Consider the following 18,614-nt stretch of genomic DNA (forward strand, 5'->3'; position numbering starts at 1 on the left):
GCCTGTCCGTGGAGGCGGTGAGGCTCGGAAAGTTCGGGAGGACTTCAAACACGTTCCCCAAAGGCTGCCCGGCGGCGCGATCAGCGCCGAAGAGAGGGGCTGGAACGTTGCGCATGATCGGCCATTGCTGCCGGTCTCCTTCCCATCTGCTTCCGGGTTTCCGCCTGACGTGCCGGCTGAGAAACTGACAAGCATTTTGCACCGCGCATGCGGGCAAGGGAGGAACAGCAATGAAGCAGTTCGTATTGGCATCCATCATCGCAGGCGCGCTCGCCCTGCCGGCATTTGCAGCCGACTACAAGATCATGGCTCCGGCAGCGCCTGGCGGCGGCTGGGACCAGACCGCCCGTTCGATGCAGACCGCACTCCAGGACGAGAAGATCTCCAGCTCGGTTCAGGTCAACAACGTCCCGGGCGCCGGCGGCACCATCGGCCTCGCGCAGTTCGTCAACCAGGCCAATGGCGACGCAGCCCAGCTGATCGTCGGCGGCTACGTCATGGTCGGAGCGATCCTGACCAACGCCTCGCCTGTCACGCTCGAGCAGGTCACCCCGATTGCCCGTCTGACCGGCGAGTATGAAGCCCTGGTCGTTCCGGCCGCTTCCGACATCAAGGACATGGCTGGCCTCGTCGCCAAGCTGAAGGCTGATCCGGGTTCGGTCTCCTGGGGCGGCGGCTCGGCCGGCGGTACCGACCACATCACCGCTGGCCTGATCGCCAAGGCTGCCGGCGTCGACCCGACCAAGGTCAACTACATCGCCTATTCCGGCGGCGGTGAAGCGCTTGCTGCTATCCTCGGTGGCCAGGTGACTGTCGGCATTTCCGGCTACGGCGAGTTCGCCGAGCAGATCAAGGCTGGCCAGTTGCGCATCCTCGGCATCTCGTCCGACGCAAAGGTCGAAGGCGTCGACGCCCCGACCTTCAAGGATGCCGGCATCGACGTCGCCATCCAGAACTGGCGCATGGTCGCCGCTGCCCCCGGCATCTCGGCCGAGCAGAAGGCAGCCGTGCTCGCCGACGTCGAGAAGATGGTCAAGTCGGCTTCGTGGGAAAAGATCCTCGCCGACAAGGGTTGGGCCAACACCTACCTCGCCGGCGACGACTTCGCAGCCCAGCTCAAGAAGGATACCGACGCTACCGCCGCTATCCTGAAAGACATCGGCCTGGTGAAATGAGCCGGGATACCCAGCAAAACGAGAAGCGCCGCCCGGATCGGGCGGCGCTTGTCATCGCCGCCCTGCTGATGGTGGTCGCTGTCGTGATCGCCTGGAGCACGGCAAGCCACGCCCCCGGCGGAAGCTACGCCCGCGTCGGGCCGACGACCTTCCCCTATGTGATCGCAGTCGCCTTCTTCGGCCTGTCGATCTGGACCGCGTTCGAAGCGATGCGCGGTGACTTCCCCGAGCGCGAGCACCAGGAACTCAGCCCGATCCTCTGGATCGTCGGCGGCCTCGCTGCCCAGATGCTGCTCCTGAAGTACGCCGGGTTCTCGTTTGCCACCGGGCTGCTCTTCGCTTGCACCGCGCGCGCATTCGGCCGCGGCCCGCTGTGGAAGACGATCCCGATCGGCATCGCGCTGTCCTTCGTCATCTACATCATCTTCGCCAAGGGTCTGCAGCTCTCGCTGCCCGCCGGCCCGCTCGAACACCTGCTGTTCTGAGCGATTATCAAGGGAGCTTGGCATCTCAATGGATACGTTCGGTCTGCTGGCGCAGGGATTGCTCATCGCTCTTGAGCCGATGAACTTGCTCTATGCGCTTATCGGCGTCACGCTCGGCACTGCCGTCGGCGTTCTTCCCGGCATCGGCCCGGCGCTCACTGTGGCGCTGCTCCTGCCGGTCACCTACAAGCTCGACCCTGCCGGATCGCTGATCATGTTCGCCGGCATCTATTATGGCGGTATGTATGGCGGTTCGACCACGTCGATCCTGCTCAATACACCAGGCGAAAGCGCGTCGATCGTCACGGCCCTCGAGGGCAACAAGATGGCCCGCGCCGGACGCGGCGGCCCGGCACTTGCGACCGCTGCCATCGGCTCCTTCGTTGCCGGCCTGATTGCCACCATCGGCCTTGCCTTCATTGCTCCGACTGTCGTCAAGATGGCGCTGTCTTTCGGCCCGGCCGAATATTTCGCGCTGATGATCCTGGCCTTCATGACCGTGTCGGCAGCCTTCGGCGACTCGACGCTGCGTGGCCTCACCGCACTGTTCATCGGCCTGGCGCTCGGCCTCATCGGCATCGATCTGCAGACCGGCCAGGCGCGCCTTGCCTTCGGCATCCCCGACCTGCTCGACGGCGTCGAGGTGACGACGCTGGCGGTTGCACTCTTTGCCGTCGGCGAAGCACTCACAGTCGCGGCAAGCAAAGGTGGCGAGTCGACCATTCAGGCGATCAAGGGGTCCGTGTGGATGACCCGCGAGGACTGGCGGCGGTCGTGGAAGCCGTGGCTGCGCGGAACCGCCGTGGGCTTCCCCATCGGCGCGATGCCGGCTGGTGGCGCCGAGATCGGCACCTTCTTGTCCTATTCGATGGAAAAGCAGCTTGCCGAGAAGCCGGAAGAGTTTGGCAATGGTGCGATCGAGGGGGTTGCCGGTCCGGAGGCTGCCAACAATGCATCGGCTGCCGGCACGCTGGTGCCGCTCCTGACGCTCGGCCTGCCGACCACGGCCACGGCCGCGATCATGCTGGCCGGCTTCCAGCAGTTCGGCTTGCAGCCCGGTCCGCTTCTATTTGCCACCAACCCACAGTTGGTCTGGGGCCTGATTGCCTCGCTGTTGGTCGCCAACCTGATGCTTCTGGTGCTCAACCTGCCGCTGATCGGTGTGTGGGTGCGACTGCTGACCATTCCGACGCCGTGGCTTTATGCCGGCATCCTGCTGTTTGCGACGCTTGGTACCATTGGCGCCAATTCGGCCGTCTTTCAGCTCAACGTTGGAGGCCTGTTCACCTGGCCGATGTCGTTCGAACTCGGCATGCTGCTGGCATTCGGCTTGCTCGGTTATGGCCTGCGCCGCTTCGGCTATCCGATTGCGCCCGTGGTCGTTGGTCTCATCCTTGGGCCGATGGCCGAGCAGCAGCTTCGCCGCGCGCTCGCCATCAGCCAGGGCGACCCGTCGATTCTGGTGCATTCGCCGATCGCGATCGTGCTGCTGCTGCTGGCCGCAACTGCTGTGCTGCTGCCGCTCTATCTCAGGGCGCGCGGCCGCGGAAAGGTGCTGGCCCAACTCGGCGCCAACGAAGACTGAGACTTTCAGTCCTTGAGACAAAAAGCCGAAGCACGGGAGATCGCGCTTCGGCTTTTCTTTGCCCCGCCTGTGGGGGGATCCAGGGCGACAGAGCGGTGAATCCGCCAGGACCACCGCTCCGGAGCGCTGCTGCAACGCCGCATCTCAAAGGTGCAAAAGACGTTGCATCACGTCGGATCTGCGGCTGTCCGTGAGGACGAGCCCGATCCCGTGGGCGCTCTCTACCCTGAAGTCGTGAAATCAGTAGCGGCGGATGCGGTCGAAGTGCCGGGGATCGATACCCAGCATGACCAGATCCTTGTTGTCAGGACGGTAACCGCGCTCGACCGCGGCAGCCGCGGCGACGGCGCTGCCGAGCGTGCGAACCAGGTTGCCAATGCGTCCAAGGGGCTTGCGGGCGTTCATCTTCATCATCCTTTCGCGCTGCATCATTTTTTGTGCAACGCAGCAAATATAGGTGACGCAAAGGGAACTACCAGTGGCGGCTGCGCATGTTTGCCATGCGTTTGCTGCATTGGTCGGTTAATGATCGCCTGTGGACGCCGGCCGACGCCGGGGGCGCCATCGTCCTCGGGACTTGAAAGGGGCGGCGCCTTCGGTTATATCAGCGACAAATTCTTGGTCGGTATGACGAAGAGTGGGTCCACCCGGTCCCGCTCTTTTTTGTTACCTGCCGACCGTCTGGAGATTCTATGACCGAAAACGCAGTCGAACAGGCAGGCGACGATCGCATCGTCCGCGAGACTGGCATCGACGCCCGCATTGCCCTGATCGTCCAGCCCGTGCTTCGCGGCATTGGCTTCCGTCTCGTGCGTGTCCGCCTGTCCGGGCAGAACGGCCTGACGCTGCAGATCATGGCCGAGCGCGAAGACGGCACCATGACCGTCGAGGATTGTGAAGAGGTGAGCCGTGCGGTTTCGCCGGCCCTCGATGTCGATGATCCGATCGAAAAGGCGTATCATCTCGAAGTGTCGTCGCCGGGCATCGACCGGCCGCTGGTGCGCAAGTCGGACTTCATTGCCTGGGTTGGTCATCTCGTGAAGATGGAGACCTCGGTGATGGTCGCCGACCGCAAGCGCTTCCGCGGCAAGATCGCCGAGGCCGACGACGAAGGCATCCTGATCCAGCGCGACCAGGCCGCTTACGGCGAGGAGCCGACGGTGCGCGTGCCCTTCGACACGATTGCCGATGCCCGGCTGATCCTGACCGACGACCTGATCCGCGATGCCTTGAGCAAGGACAACAGGGCTCGCAAGGAAGCCAAGAAGCATCGTGGCGATGACGCCGACGATGCGGACGAAAACGAAGAAACCGAAACGGAAGATTGATAGAGCCGAGTGGCTGGGCATGGTCCGGCCGGAAGCTCCGGGAGAAAGACAATGGTTGTAAGCGCCAACAGGCTCGAACTGCTGCAGATCGCCGATGCGGTCGCCCGCGAGAAGTCGATCGACAAGTCGATCGTCATCGCCGCCATGGCCGATGCGATCCAGAAGGCCGCGCGCTCGCGTTATGGCCAGGAGACCAACATCCGCGCCGACATCAACCCGAACACGGGCGAGATGAAGCTGCAGCGCCTGATGGAAGTCGTCGAGAAGGTCGATGACTACGCCACCCAGATCGCGCTGGCCTCGGCACGCGAGCGCAACCCCGATGCCCAGCTCGGCGACTTCATCGCCGAACAGCTGCCGCCCATGGATTTCGGTCGCATCGCCGCCCAGTCGGCCAAGCAGGTCATCGTCCAGAAGGTGCGTGAAGCAGAGCGTGACCGTCAGTATGACGAATACAAGGACCGCATCGGCGAGATCGTCAACGGCACCGTCAAGCGTGTCGAATACGGCAACGTCATCGTCGACCTCGGCCGTGGCGAGGCCATCATCCGCCGCGACGAGCTGATCCCCCGCGAGAACTACAAGTACGGTGACCGCGTCCGCGCCTATGTCTACGACGTGCGCCGCGAACAACGCGGCCCGCAGATCTTCCTGTCGCGTACCCATCCGCAGTTCATGGCGAAGCTGTTCACCATGGAAGTGCCTGAGATCTACGACGGCATCATCGAGATCAAGTCGGTTGCCCGCGACCCCGGTTCGCGCGCCAAGATCGCCGTCATCTCGCGTGACAGCTCGATCGACCCGGTCGGCGCCTGCGTCGGTATGCGCGGTTCGCGCGTCCAGGCCGTCGTCGGCGAGCTCCAGGGCGAGAAGATCGACATCATTCCGTGGTCGCCTTCCGCAGCCTCGTTCATCGTCAATGCCCTGCAGCCGGCTGAAGTCGCCAAGGTCGTTCTCGACGAGGACGCAGAGCGCATCGAAGTCGTGGTTCCCGACGACCAGTTGTCGCTGGCCATCGGCCGCCGCGGCCAGAACGTGCGCCTGGCTTCGCAGCTGACCGGCTGGGACATCGACATCCTCACCGAGCAGGAAGAGTCGGAACGCCGCCAGAAGGAATTCGTCGAGCGTTCGACCCTGTTCATGGAATCGCTCGACGTCGACGAGATGGTCGGCCAGGTGCTGGCTTCCGAGGGCTTCACCTCGGTTGAGGAAGTGGCCTATGTCGATGCTGACGAGATCGCATCGATCGACGGCTTCGACGAAGACACGGCTTCGGAAATCCAGACCCGCGCCCGCGAATACCTCGAAAAGATCGAGGCCGAGCACGACGACAAGCGCAAGACGCTGGGCGTCCAGGATGAGCTGCGCGAGATCCCCGGTATCACCACCGCGATGCTGGTGGCGCTCGGCGAGGACGGCGTGAAGACGGTCGAGGACTTCGCCGGCTACGCCGCCGACGATCTCGTCGGCTGGAAGGAGCGCAAGGACGGAGAGACCAAGTTCTATCCGGGCGTTCTGGCCGATTACGGCGTGTCGCGCGCTGATGCAGAGCAGATGGTCGTTGCCGCCCGCCGCAAGGCAGGCTGGATCACCGAAGACGAAGCGGCTGAAGAAGCCGCCGACGTCGCCGGTGAGTGACGTGGGCGGGGCCGGAGATAGCTTTGGACGACATGAACGATCGCACCTGCATCGTCACGCGCCAGGCCGGCGAAACGGATGATCTGATCCGTTTCGTCGTCGGCCCCGATTCGACTGTTTTTCCCGACATCAAGAGAAAGTTGCCCGGCCGCGGTTGCTGGGTGACGGCCGACCGCCTACATGTCGACAAGGCTGCGGCCAAGGGCATGTTTGCCCGCGCCTTCAAGATGCCTGTCATCGTGCCGCCCGATATGGGCGCCATGGTGGATGCGCTGCTTGCAAAATCGGCGCTCGGCTCCCTCGGGCTTGCCCGCAAGGCCGGTTTGGTGGTGCTCGGCGCCGCCAAGGTCGATGCAAACGTACGTGACGGAAAAGCACTTCTGGTGCTTCACGCTTATGAGGGCGCCGAAGATGGCGTCCGCAAGATCACCCAGGCCCGTAGGGCGACAGTCTATCTGGGCGGGCCTGCCACGCCCGCCTACAAACTTTTTTCCGAAGCGGAATTGGGTTTGGCATTGGGGGCAACAAATGTGATACATGCTGCCGTTCTCGCGGGAGACGCGGGCAAGGCGGTCGTAAAGCGCATGGTTGCGCTTGACCGATATCGGGGCGGATCCCCGGATGATCTGGCAATGATTGCGGCGATTGCCGACGACGATGATGCCGCAGAGGATATGGAATGAGCGATAGCAAATCGGGCGATGACAACACGTTGAGCGTCACTCCGAAGAAGACCTTGACGCTGAAGCGCCCGGGCGCGGAGCAGGGAACGGTGCGCCAGAACTTCTCGCACGGCCGCACGAAGCAGGTCGTCGTCGAGACGAAGAAGCGCAAGTTCTCCATGCCTGGCGAAAAGCACGAGCCTGCGCCGGTCCAGGTGCAGGCCCCGGCTCCCGCGCCGGCGCCTGTCGCGCCGCGGCCGCAGCCTGTTGCGCCCGTGACCGTGGCGCCCGTGGTGCGCGAGACCCCGCGTCCGCAGCCTGAGCGCTCCGGCATGGTGCTGAACGAGTTGTCGCGCGGCGAGATGGAAGCGCGCCGCCGCGCGCTTGAAGGTTCGGTTGTCCGCGAGCAGGAAGAGCGCGCCCGCGCCGCAGAAGATGCGCGCCGCCGCGCCGAGGAAGATGAGCGTCGCCGCAAGGAGCGCGAAGAGTCCGCCCGTCGCCAGGCCGAGGAAGAAGCCCGTCTCAAGACCGAGGCCGAATCCCGCCGTCGCGCCGAGGAAGAGGCTCGCCGTCGCGCGCCCAGCGCCGTGCAGGCCAATGCCGCAGACGAGGAAGAAGACGCCCGTCCGCGCGGCCGTACCGGCGGCACCGCTGGTGCCGGCCGCACTGGCGTCGGCAATGGCGGTGGAGCAGGGATCGGAGCAGGTGCTGGTCCGAGCGCTGCAACGCCGGTGCGTCGCATCGCGACGCCTGAGATTGCACGCCCGGCCAAGACCAAGACCGAAGACGACCGCCGTCGTGGCAAGCTGACGCTCAACACGGCGCTGTCGTCTGTGGATGGCGATGCGCGCTCGCGGTCGTTGTCGGCGATGCGTCGCCGTCAGGAGAAGTTCAAGCGTGCGATGCATCAGGAAACGCGCGAGAAGATCGTGCGTGAGGTTGTTCTCCCTGAGACCATTACCATCCAGGAACTGGCGCAGCGCATGTCCGAGCGCGCTGTCGAGGTCGTCAAGTTCTTCATGAAGCAGGGCCAGATGCTGAAGCCGGGCGACGTCATCGACGCCGATACGGCCGAGCTGGTGGCTGGCGAGTTTGGTCACACGGTCCGCCGCGTTGCCGAGTCCGACATTGAAGAAGGCCTGTTCGACATTGCCGACCGCACCGAGGATCTGGTGTCGCGTCCGCCTGTCGTCACCATCATGGGTCACGTCGATCACGGCAAGACCTCGCTGCTCGACGCCATCCGCAACGCCAATGTCGTGTCGGGCGAAGCCGGTGGCATCACCCAGCACATCGGCGCCTACCAGGTCGAGAAGAATGGTCAGAAGATCACCTTCATCGACACCCCCGGCCACGCCGCCTTCACGGCGATGCGTGCCCGCGGCGCCCAGGCGACCGATATCGCCATCCTGGTGGTTGCGGCTGACGACAGTGTGATGCCGCAGACGATCGAGTCCATCAACCACGCCAAGGCGGCTGGTGTTCCGATCATTGTGGCGATCAACAAGATCGACAAGCCGTCGGCTGACGCCCAGAAGGTGCGCACCGAGCTGCTGCGCCACGAGGTCTTCGTGGAATCGATGGGCGGTGAAGTGCTCGACGTCGAGGTTTCGGCCAAGAACGGCACCAATCTCGACAAGCTGCTCGAGGCCATCCTGCTTCAGGCCGAAGTGCTCGACCTGAAGTCCAACCCCGACCGTACGGCCGAGGGCGTGGTCATCGAGGCCAAGCTCGACAAGGGTCGCGGTCCGGTTGCGACCGTCCTCGTCCAGACCGGTACCCTGATGCCGGGCGACATCCTCGTCGCTGGCAACCAATGGGGCCGTGTCCGCGCGCTGGTCGACGACCGCGGTACACATGTCGAGGAGGCTCCGCCTTCCATGCCCGTCGAGATTCTCGGCCTTCAGGGCACGCCTCAGGCTGGTGACCGCTTTGCCGTGGTCAACAACGAAGCCCGTGCCCGCGAGATCACCGAGTACCGTCAGCGTCTGGCGCGTGACAAGGCTGTGGCCAAGCACGCAACCCAGCGCGGCTCGCTCGAGCAGATGATGTCGCAGCTGCAGTCGTCCGGTCTCAAGGAGTTCCCGCTGATCATCAAGGGCGACGTGCAGGGTTCGGTCGAAGCGATCGTTACCGCGCTCGACAAGCTCGGCACCGACGAGGTGCGTGCGCGTATCGTTCATGCTGGCGCAGGCGCCATCACCGAAAGCGACGTCACGCTCGCCGAAACGTCGGGTGCGGCGATCATCGGCTTCAACGTCCGCGCCAATGCACAGGCGCGTCACGCCGCTGAGCAACAGGGTATCGAGATCCGCTACTACAATATCATCTACAGCCTTGTGGATGACGTTAAGGATGCGATGTCGGGCCTGCTGTCGCCGGAACGCCGCGAGACCTTCATCGGCAATGCCGAGATCCTCGAAGTGTTCCACATCACCAAGGTCGGCAAGGTTGCGGGCTGCCGCATCACCGAAGGCAAGGTCGAACGCGGTGCGGGCGTCCGCCTCATCCGCGACAACGTGGTCATCCACGAAGGCACGCTCAAGACGCTCAAGCGCTTCAAGGACGAAGTCTCCGAAGTGCCGGTCGGCCAGGAATGCGGTATGGCCTTCCAGAACTACGAAGACATGCGCCAGGGCGATGTCATCGAGTGCTTCCGCGTCGAGATGGTGACCAGAAGGCTGTAAGGAATCGCGATGATCGAAACTCCAGCATTGGATAAACTGGAGTTTCGATACGTCTTCTCGGTGCGGGACGACGAGTTCGCCTACAAACTGTTCGATAGAAAGAAGCGTCGGCGAACACTTATGAGCGCCGTGCGTTTCCTTGGGGTGGCGGTTTTAGGGGCTTTCGTTGCCGCGGTTGCCGCCGTAAGTGCTTTGAATCTGGTGCTTCCGTTCGCGCTTGCGGTTTCGCTAGGTGCACTATTTTGCAGCCTGTATCTGCTTCTCCAGGCTATTGGACGGCGGACGAAAGTTGAGCCATTCGAGCCCATCGAGATTGTTACATCTATCTCGGAGCAGGGTGTCTCTAACAGGACGCCTTACGTGTCAGAGGAAGTGGCCTGGATCGCTGTGCGTCGAATATACTGTCTCAAGTATGGGATAGTGTTTGAGGCGATCAACACACGCTGGTATGTGCCGCAAAGCGCCTTCGGATCCTTGGGTGAAATGCACGCAGCATATCACAAGGTTCGAGCATACAAAGATCTATACATGCGGCCTGTCGCCTGAAGATGGGGCAGACGGGAGGTTCGATACCTCCAAAGTAAGCGAAGAAGTTACAATGAATAAAAAAGTTACTACAGGCCCGTCACAGCGCCAGCTTCGCGTCGGCGAGCAGGTGCGTCATGCGCTGTCCGAAATGCTGCCGCGCGGCGAGATCATCGATCCGGTGATCGAGACCACTGTCATTTCGATCACCGAGGTGCGCATGTCGCCCGACCTCAAGATCGCCACAGCCTTCGTGTCGCCGCTCGGCGCCAAGGACCCCAATGCGGTCATCGAGGCCCTCAACAAATACGCCAAGTTCATCCGTGGCCGTGTTTCATTCGCTCTCAGGCAGATGAAATACATGCCGGAATTCCGTTTCCGGCTGGACACCAGTTACGACAATTTCGCCAAGATCAACGATCTGCTGCGCTCGCCCGAAGTGGCGCGCGACCTCGACGGCGAAGAAGACAAGGAAGACTGACATGTCGCGTCGCGGCAAGAAGAAAGGCCGGCCCGTCTCCGGCTGGTTGGTGCTGGACAAACCTGTGGGCATGGGCTCCACCGAGGCGGTGTCCAAGGTGAAGTGGCTGTTTAATGCCGAGAAGGCCGGCCATGCCGGCACACTTGACCCGCTCGCTTCCGGCATGTTGCCGATCGCGCTCGGCGAAGCCACCAAGACCGTGCCTTATGTCATGGACGGCGCCAAGGTCTATCGTTTCACCGTCGCCTGGGGCGAAGAGCGATCGACCGACGACCTCGAGGGGCCAGTGACAAAGACCTCGGACAACCGTCCTGATGAAGCCGACATCCGCGCCATCATGCCGAACTACACCGGCGTCATCATGCAGACGCCGCCGCAATTCTCGGCGATCAAGATCGCCGGCGAACGCGCCTACGATCTTGCCCGCGAAGGCGCGACCGTCGACATTCCGGCACGCGAGATCGAGATCGGCCGACTCGACATCGTCGAGAACAGCGCCGACAGCACCGTTTTCGAGATCGAATGCGGCAAGGGCACCTATGTGCGCTCGCTGGCCCGTGACATGGGGCGCGACCTCGGCTGCTACGGCCACATCTCTGAGTTGCGCCGCATCGAGGTCGAGCCGTTCACCGCGGACGATTTCGTCACCATAGCCGAACTGGAAGCCGCGCGTGCTGCCGGCCAGCCGGAGGGCGAAGAGGGCCGCTGGGATTTCCAGGCGATCGACGAATTCGTGGTCGATACCTCGGCCGCGCTCGACTGCCTGCCGCAGGTCAACGTCACCGACGAGGCCGCGACCAAGATAAGGCTCGGCAATCCCGTCATCGTGCGTGGCCGCGATGCGCCGCTGGAAGCCGAGGAAGCCTGCGCCCTGTCCCGCGGCCGCCTGGTCGCCATCGGCGCCATCGAGCAGGGCATGTTCAAGCCCAAGCGTGTCTTCACGGCATAGGTCGAGCTTGTCGGTCGCATCCATTTCCGAAAGGATCGCTCGTGGTGATTCCGCGAGCGAGATGCGATGGCAGAGGCTGAAACTGTCGTGAAACGTGGGCATAGGCATATCAGACGGGCGCCAGTGGGCGCTTCGCCCGGCACGCTTATCGCCGACCCCGCGGCGCGCCAGTCGGCGCTCAACCTGACGCTGATCTCCCCGGAAGCCTGCGAGTTTGTCGACAATGCCAGCCTCGACGATGTCGCTGCTGCCTGCGAGCAGTGGCCGCTGATCTGGCTCGACTGCGTCGGCCTCGCCAATGTCGGCCTGATCGAGGATATCGGCCGGATATTTGGGTTGCACACGCTGGCGCTGGAGGACGTGGTCAACACCGGCCAGCGGCCCAAGGCCGAGTTTTTCGACGAGCATGCCTTCTTCGTGCTGTCGATGATCGACGACGCCAAGACTGGCCGCTACGAGCAGATCTCGTTCTTCTTCGGCGACAAATTCGTGGTCACATTCCAGGAGCGCCAGGGCGACCCGTTCGAGCCGGTGCGCCGGCGCATCCGTACGTCGAACCCGAGCCGCCTGCGTCACCGCAAGGCTGACTACCTCGCTTATGCGCTGATCGATGCCGTGGTCGACAGCTACTTTCCGATCGTCGATGCCACCGGCGACAAGGTTGACGCCATCGAAGACGAATTGCTGGCCGCCCCCAGGAAGCACCACATCAGCCAACTGCACGGGCTGCGCCGGGCGACAAATCTGCTCAAGCGCACGATCTGGCCGCTGCGCGACGCGCTGACGACGCTGGTACGCGCGGATGCCTCCTTCATCTCGGCCGAGACCAAGGTCTATTTCAACGACACGCTCGATCATTCGATCAGGCTTTCAGAAACGGTTGAATCTCAGCGCGAGACGATGATCGGCCTGATCGAGATGCATCTGTCGCTGTCGCAGGCCCGTACCAACGAGATCATCGGTGTCCTGACCATCGTTTCGGCGATCTTCATCCCGCTCACCTTCCTTGCCGGCATCTGGGGGATGAACTTCGAGAACATGCCGGAACTGAAGTCGGTCTACGGCTATCCGGCGGCACTCAGCTTCATGGCGTTCGTCGCGATTACGCTGGTGGTCATTTTCAAGCGGCGCGGGTGGCTTTGAAGGACGCCCCGGAGCCGGCTTGCGAAATAGCTGGCTTTTGCTGCCAAATTCCACTATATGCGCCGCAACATTGCGCCTTTTGACGCTTTGTTCATCGGCCCCAGCTGGACGACATCCCGGCCGTGGGCGTCCCGTTTCCTCAAGATCGAAAGGAAAAACACGATGTCGATCACTGCCGAGCGCAAGTCGGAACTCATGAGCGAATTCGCAACCGTCAAGGGCGATACCGGTTCTCCGGAAGTCCAGGTTGCCATCCTCTCCGAGCGCATCAAGAACCTGACCGAGCACTTCAAGGACCACAAGAAGGACAACCACTCCCGTCGTGGTCTTCTGGCGCTCGTCTCCCAGCGTCGTTCGCTGCTTGACTACCTCAAGCGCAAGGACGACGCACGTTATCAGACGCTGATCGAAAAGCTCGGTCTCCGCCGCTGATGAATTGACCGGCGGGTTCCTGTTCAGGGAGCCCGCCGGTCGTGCATTCGGGCTGCCGATCCGGCGGTCCATCGGTCCGGCCAGGCCACAGGGCATGGTCGCACCGAAAACGGTTCCGGAGCGCCATGATGACGCGCCCGAACCACCCGTGGACGGTCATGGGGCAGGATTGCAGGACGTTCGGCCAGCCGCTTATCAGCGGCAAGCATGGGTGCCGAGCTTCTTGTTGTCTTGCCCGTGGCTGGCCAAACCGAAGCAGGCGCGCAACCCCAGGGAAGGCCACATGGCTTTCCGGGACCTCGCGTCAAACAGCCAGGGAAAGGGGCGCCGCAAGCGGTGTCTGGCCTTTCCCGCTACGAAGGACAGAACATGTTCAATCACCACAAAGTTGAAATCGAATGGGGCGGCCGTCCGCTCATCCTCGAGACCGGCAAGATCGCCCGCCAGGCTGACGCTGCCGTTCTCGCCACCTACGGCGAAACCGTTGTTCTCGCCACCGTCGTCTCGGCCAAGGAGCCGAAGCCGGGCTTCGATTTCTTCCCGCTGACCGTCAATTACCAGGAAAAGACCTACGCCGCTGGCAAGATCCCGGGTGGCTACTTCAAGCGTGAAGGACGTCCGAGCGAGAAGGAGACCCTGGTCTCCCGCCTGATCGACCGCCCGATCCGTCCGCTGTTCGCCGACGGCTACAAGAACGACACCCAGATCGTCGTCACCGTCGTCCAGCACGACCTCGAGAACGATCCCGACATCCTGTCGATCGTTGCCACCTCGGCAGCGCTGACGCTCTCGGGCGTGCCCTTCATGGGCCCGATCGGCGGCGCCCGCGTCGGCTACATCAACGGCGAATACGTGCTCAACCCGCACATCGACGAGATGCAGGAATCCAAGCTCGACCTCGTTGTCGCCGGCACCGACGCTGCCGTGCTGATGGTCGAGTCGGAAGCCCAGGAGCTGGCTGAAGACGTCATGCTCGGCGCCGTCATGTTTGGCCACAAGGGCTTCCAGCCGGTCATCGATGCCATCATCAAGCTGGCCGAAGTGGCTGCCAAGGACCCGCGCGATTTCACCGCGCCCGACTATTCCGATCTCGAAGCCGAGATGCTGAAGATCGTCGAGGGCGAGCTGCGCGACGCCTACAAGATCACCGACAAGCAGGCCCGCTACGCCGCGGTCGACGCGGTCAAGGCCAAGGTCAAGGCTGCTTTCGCCGCTGAAGGCGAAGAAGCTCCGAAGTGGTCGGCCGACAAGGTCGCCACCGTGTTCAAGGAACTCCAGGCCAAGATCGTGCGCTGGAACATCCTCGACACCGGTTCGCGCATCGACGGCCGTGACCTGTCGACGGTCCGCGCGATCGTCTCCGAAGTCGGCGTCCTGCCGCGCACCCACGGTTCGTCGCTGTTCACCCGCGGCGAGACCCAGGCGCTGGTCGTTGCCACGCTCGGCACCGGCGAAGACGAGCAGTATGTCGACTCGCTGACCGGCATGTACAAGGAGAAGTTCCTCCTCCACTACAACTTCCCGCCCTACTCGGTCGGTGAGACCGGCCGCATGGGTTCGCCCGGCCGTCGCGAAATCGGCCACGGCAAGCTCGCTTGGCGCGCTGTCCGCCCGATGCTGCCGGCCGCCGAGCAGTTCCCCTACACGCTGCGCGTCGTCTCCGAGATCACCGAGTCGAACGGCTCGTCGTCGATGGCCACCGTCTGCGGCACCTCGCTGGCGCTGATGGATGCCGGCGTTCCGCTGCAGAAGCCGGTTGCCGGCATCGCCATGGGCCTGATCAAGGAAGGTGAGCGTTTCGCTGTCCTGTCCGACATCCTGGGCGACGAGGATCACCTCGGCGACATGGACTTCAAGGTGGCCGGCACGACCAACGGCATCACCGCGCTGCAGATGGACATCAAGATCGACGGTATCACCGAAGAGATCATGAACATCGCGCTCGGCCAGGCCAAGGACGGCCGCCTGCACATCCTCGGCGAAATGTCGAAGGCTCTGTCGGAAGGCCGCAAGGAACTGGGCGAGTTCGCTCCGCGCATCGAGGTCATGCACATCCCGACCGACAAGATCCGTGAAGTCATCGGCTCGGGCGGCAAGGTCATCCGCGAGATCGTCGAGAAGACCGGCGCCAAGATCAACATCGAGGACGACGGCACGGTCAAGATCGCTTCATCGAACGCCAAGGAGATCGAGGCGGCCAAGAAGTGGATCCACACCATCGTGGCTGAGCCGGAAGTCGGCGAAATCTACGAAGGCACGGTCGTCAAGACCGCTGACTTCGGCGCCTTCGTGAACTTCTTCGGCCCGCGCGACGGCCTCGTCCACATCTCGCAGCTTGCCAACGACCGCGTTGCCAAGACCTCTGACGTGGTCAAGGAAGGCGACAAGGTCTGGGTCAAGCTGATGGGCTTCGATGAGCGCGGCAAGGTCCGCCTGTCGATGAAGGTCGTCGACCAGGAGACCGGCAAGGAAATTGCCAAGGAAAAGAAGGCCGAAGGCGAAGAAACCGCCGCCTGATAGGCTGAACTGCTGATATGAAGCGGGCGTGACCGGAAGGTCGCGCCCGTTTTCGTTTTGAGGCGGCCGGACGGAGTGCGGTTTGCGGGCTAGGCGTTTCTTCGCGCCCGCCTCTGGCTTGCCGGCCATCTCCCTCGCAAGGGAAGATCAGGAACTCCGGCGTTGGCGGTCCTTTGCCAATTGCCACGTTGGATATTGGCGAAATGGCCGGCAGGCCAGGGGGGCGCGGAGAAATACGATGTGTAAGGATTGGCCATGTCGCGCGATGCACTGAAAACCCTGTTCTATCCATTCGAAGCCGAGGCCCTGTCATTGCCGGGGAAGGGGACGCGGGCGCTGTTTCTCGGTGCAGAGCCGGGCTTCAGGTTGCCTGAAGGTTTCGGTGCCGAACTCACGCTGGTGCAGGGCTTCCGGCCCCATTTCGTTTCGCTGCAATCCGCCGGCCACCATGTCGTGCAGCGCGCCGAAGGCGAAGGCTACGACCTGGCGCTGGTGCTTGCCGGCCGCCATCGCGGCCTCAACGAACTGCGCATCGCCGACGCCATCGAGCGGACAGGCGAGGGCGGTACGATCGTCATCGCCGGAGGCAAGGAGGACGGCATTGCCAGCCTGCGCAAGCGGCTGGGCGGCCTTATCGAGATCGTCGATCACCTGCCTAAATACCACGGCACGGTACTGTGGCTCCGCCGCGACGAGGTCGCGCTTGCTGCCGCGGCGGCGCTGCGCGCCGACAACCCCGAAACGCTGGTCGAGGACCGGTTCCGCACAGCACCGGGTATGTTCTCCTTCGACCGCGTCGACACCGGCTCGCGCCTGCTGGTCGAGCATCTGCCTGATGACATCAAGGGTAAGGTCGCCGACTTCTGCTCCGGCTGGGGCTATGTCGCGGCCGAAGTTGCAGCTCGGGCCAAGGAACTCAAGGCTCTCGAACTTTTCGAGGCCGATTTCGACGCCCTGGAGGCGTCCAGGAGCAATGTCCGGACGGCGCTGGTGGAACCTCGCTTCCACTGGCAGGACCTGCTCAAGGAGCCGGTGGAGCGGCGCTTCGACATGGTGGTGATGAATCCGCCCTTCCACCAGGATCGCGAAGGCGACCCGGAGGTCGGCCAGCGCCTGATCCGCGCCGCATCCGCCGCCCTCAAGCCCGGCGGCCGGCTGCTGATGGTCGCCAACCGCCATCTGCCCTACCAGCCGGTGCTGGCGGCGTCATTCTCCTGGCATCAGGAATTGGCGCTCGACGGTGGTTTCAGGATCTGGGCCGCACGGCGCTGATCGGCGTGCCATCCTCGTTATCGGTCGGATACCGCGAGCGGTTTCGGAAAGGGTGAGGTGCTTGCAATAGGAAGGGCGCGTCCGGCAGGACGCATGGCAGTCAGTGAATGCTGGCGGCGGCCCTCGCAGCGGGGATCTCGTTGAGGGTGAGCGGCGCCGGCCGGCCGAACAGATAACCCTGCACGACCTGGCAGCCGGCGGCGCGCAGCAGCGTCGCCTGGTTTTCCGTCTCTACGCCTTCAGCGATGGTGTGCACGCCGAGCGCCCTGGACAGGCCGACGATGGTCGAGACCACCGCGCCCGAGCTGCTGTCGGTTTCCATGCGGCTGACGAAGGAGCGGTCGATCTTTAGCTTGTTGAAGCTGAAGTCGATGAGATAGGCGAGGTTGGAGTAGCCGGTGCCGAAATCGTCGACGGCGACCGAAATGCCCATCGCAGTCAGCTGCCTCAGGATTTCGGCGGCACGGTCACGGTCCTGCATCATTGCCGATTCGGTCAGCTCGAGCTCGAGCCGCTTCGGCGCGATGCCTGTTTCCTCGACGATCTTGGCGACGATGCCGACAAAGTCGCGGGTCATGAACTGCACCGGCGAGATGTTCACGGCAACGAAGCAATCGTCCGGCAGCAGCTGGGCGTCGACGCAGGCCTTGCGCAGCACCCACTCGCCGATCGGGGCGATCATGCCGGTTTCCTCGGCGACCGAGATGAAGTCGACGGGCGGGATCATGCCGCGCTCCGGGTGGCGCCAGCGGATCAGGGCCTCGTAGCCAACGACACGACCCGAGGTCAGGTCGAGCTGCGGCTGGTAATGCAGGTCGAAATCGCCGCGCTCAAGCGCCACGTGCAGTTCCGATTCGACCCACTGGCGATGCTCGGCCACCTTGCCCATGTCGGGATGGAACACTGTCCAGGAACCGATGCCGTTGGCACGGGCGTTCTGAAGTGCCAGGTTCGAGCGGCGCAGCAGCTGCACCGGGTCGTTGCCGTCCTTGGGCATGGCGACGACGCCGACGGACACGTTGACCGACTGGACGTGCGACGGCAGCGGGTAGGGCTGCATGACGTCCTCGACGATGCGGTCGATCAGCGCTTCCAGCGAACCGTCGACCTGCCGGTCGGGGCAGAGGATGGCGAACTCGCCTGCGCCGATGCGGCCAAGGACGATGTCGTCCGGCAGTGCTGCCCTGAGGCGTGCGGTGAAGGCACGGATCAGGGCGTCGCCGTTGCAGTAGCCGATGGCGTCGTTGATCTGCTTGAAGCGGTCGATGTCGATGTCGATGAGGAATATGGGCTTGCCGGTGCGCGCGGTGGCGGATGCCGCTTCGGCGATCTTGCCGACCATGGCGGTGCGGGCAAAGAGTCCGGTCAGCTTGTCGAAATTGGTCTCGTTGAAAACGTAATCAGCGGATTCGTCGACGCCGGCGAAGAACGACATGGCGGCCACCGAGGCCGCCAATGCGCAAAGCGCGGCGATGATCGCTCCGACGCTCTCGACAGGCATGCCGGCGATCTGGCCGCCGAATGCGAGCTTCATGCCCCACACGGCCAGGATGAAACTGCCCAGCCCCGAAGTGGCTATGGTGACGAACCGAAACAGAGGCGTCCGGCTGGGGTTTTTGGCGGCGGGCATGCGTAGTGTTCCTAACTTGCGCGGACTTTCTACCGTTTGGCGAGTTAAGATCGCTTGCTGCGATTGTCTACAATTTTAGCAGGGATTGGCTTTGTTGCCGCACCG

General features: G+C 63.4%; 16 protein-coding genes. 14 read left to right on the plus strand and 2 right to left on the minus strand.

Annotated elements, in window-relative coordinates; all coding sequences use genetic code 11:
• The first annotated feature begins 230 nt into the window (after positions 1 to 230).
• The 3 genes from NDO48_RS14380 to NDO48_RS14390 are packed head-to-tail and all read left to right on the plus strand — an operon-like array spanning position 231 to position 3,245.
• Positions 231 to 1,175, plus strand: a complete 945-nt coding sequence (locus NDO48_RS14380; protein ID WP_018426194.1) for a Bug family tripartite tricarboxylate transporter substrate binding protein — start codon at positions 231 to 233, stop codon at positions 1,173 to 1,175.
• Positions 1,172 to 1,660 (plus strand): tripartite tricarboxylate transporter TctB family protein, encoded by a 489-nt coding sequence (locus tag NDO48_RS14385; RefSeq protein WP_267321678.1) that lies wholly within the window; start codon positions 1,172 to 1,174, stop codon positions 1,658 to 1,660. The genes NDO48_RS14380 and NDO48_RS14385 overlap by 4 nt, the downstream gene beginning before the upstream one ends.
• 28 nt (positions 1,661 to 1,688) lie before the next feature.
• A complete protein-coding gene (locus tag NDO48_RS14390; RefSeq protein ID WP_018426196.1) occupies positions 1,689 to 3,245 on the plus strand; it encodes a tripartite tricarboxylate transporter permease in 1,557 nt (518 codons plus the stop codon).
• A gap of 240 nt (positions 3,246 to 3,485) precedes the next feature.
• Here NDO48_RS14390 and NDO48_RS14395 read toward each other — a convergent pair whose 3' ends face one another.
• On the minus strand, positions 3,486 to 3,650 hold the full coding sequence (locus tag NDO48_RS14395) for a hypothetical protein (RefSeq protein WP_198292840.1): 165 nt from the start codon (positions 3,648 to 3,650) through the stop codon (positions 3,486 to 3,488).
• A 287-nt stretch (positions 3,651 to 3,937) separates the two neighbouring features.
• On the opposite strand from NDO48_RS14395, the gene rimP reads away from it, so the two are divergent.
• The 11 genes from rimP to NDO48_RS14450 all read left to right on the plus strand — a co-directional run bounded on the left by rimP (position 3,938) and on the right by NDO48_RS14450 (position 16,879).
• A complete protein-coding gene (gene rimP / locus NDO48_RS14400) occupies positions 3,938 to 4,573 on the plus strand; it encodes a ribosome maturation factor RimP (RefSeq protein ID WP_018426198.1) in 636 nt (211 codons plus the stop codon).
• A 51-nt stretch (positions 4,574 to 4,624) separates the two neighbouring features.
• Entirely contained in the window at positions 4,625 to 6,211 is a 1,587-nt protein-coding gene (gene nusA / locus NDO48_RS14405; protein ID WP_018426199.1) for a transcription termination factor NusA, read from the plus strand.
• A gap of 32 nt (positions 6,212 to 6,243) precedes the next feature.
• Positions 6,244 to 6,894 carry an RNA-binding protein gene (locus tag NDO48_RS14410; protein WP_018426200.1) on the plus strand — a complete coding sequence of 217 codons (651 nt, stop codon included), beginning with the start codon at positions 6,244 to 6,246 and terminating at the stop codon, positions 6,892 to 6,894.
• Positions 6,891 to 9,560: a translation initiation factor IF-2 gene (gene infB / locus NDO48_RS14415; RefSeq protein WP_018426201.1), complete on the plus strand. Its 2,670-nt coding sequence runs from the start codon at positions 6,891 to 6,893 to the stop codon at positions 9,558 to 9,560. Before NDO48_RS14410 ends, infB begins: the two co-directional genes overlap by 4 nt.
• A gap of 9 nt (positions 9,561 to 9,569) precedes the next feature.
• Positions 9,570 to 10,106 carry a hypothetical protein gene (locus NDO48_RS14420; RefSeq protein WP_018426202.1) on the plus strand — a complete coding sequence of 179 codons (537 nt, stop codon included), beginning with the start codon at positions 9,570 to 9,572 and terminating at the stop codon, positions 10,104 to 10,106.
• A 52-nt stretch (positions 10,107 to 10,158) separates the two neighbouring features.
• A complete protein-coding gene (gene rbfA, locus NDO48_RS14425) occupies positions 10,159 to 10,566 on the plus strand; it encodes a 30S ribosome-binding factor RbfA (RefSeq protein WP_026226826.1) in 408 nt (135 codons plus the stop codon).
• A gap of 1 nt (position 10,567) precedes the next feature.
• Positions 10,568 to 11,515, plus strand: coding sequence for a tRNA pseudouridine(55) synthase TruB (gene truB, locus NDO48_RS14430; RefSeq protein WP_018426204.1), 948 nt, complete (start codon positions 10,568 to 10,570; stop codon positions 11,513 to 11,515).
• Between the two features lie 66 nt (positions 11,516 to 11,581).
• The gene (gene corA, locus NDO48_RS14435) at positions 11,582 to 12,658 is read left to right on the plus strand and encodes a magnesium/cobalt transporter CorA (protein ID WP_026226827.1); all 1,077 of its coding nucleotides are present in this window, start codon (positions 11,582 to 11,584) and stop codon (positions 12,656 to 12,658) included.
• Positions 12,659 to 12,715: 57 nt separating this feature from the next.
• Positions 12,716 to 13,090 carry a 30S ribosomal protein S15 gene (rpsO, locus tag NDO48_RS14440; protein ID WP_018426206.1) on the plus strand — a complete coding sequence of 125 codons (375 nt, stop codon included), beginning with the start codon at positions 12,716 to 12,718 and terminating at the stop codon, positions 13,088 to 13,090.
• Between the two features lie 369 nt (positions 13,091 to 13,459).
• Entirely contained in the window at positions 13,460 to 15,607 is a 2,148-nt protein-coding gene (pnp, locus tag NDO48_RS14445) for a polyribonucleotide nucleotidyltransferase (RefSeq protein WP_267321679.1), read from the plus strand.
• 255 nt (positions 15,608 to 15,862) lie between these two features.
• The gene (locus NDO48_RS14450) at positions 15,863 to 16,879 is read left to right on the plus strand and encodes a class I SAM-dependent methyltransferase (protein WP_267321680.1); all 1,017 of its coding nucleotides are present in this window, start codon (positions 15,863 to 15,865) and stop codon (positions 16,877 to 16,879) included.
• Between the two features lie 100 nt (positions 16,880 to 16,979).
• Here NDO48_RS14450 and NDO48_RS14455 read toward each other — a convergent pair whose 3' ends face one another.
• Positions 16,980 to 18,509: a putative bifunctional diguanylate cyclase/phosphodiesterase gene (locus NDO48_RS14455; protein WP_018426209.1), complete on the minus strand. Its 1,530-nt coding sequence runs from the start codon at positions 18,507 to 18,509 to the stop codon at positions 16,980 to 16,982.
• Positions 18,510 to 18,614: the final 105 nt, after the last annotated feature.

It is taken from the genome of Aminobacter sp. MET-1 (assembly GCF_026521175.1).
Taxonomy (GTDB): Bacteria; Pseudomonadota; Alphaproteobacteria; order Rhizobiales; family Rhizobiaceae; genus Aminobacter.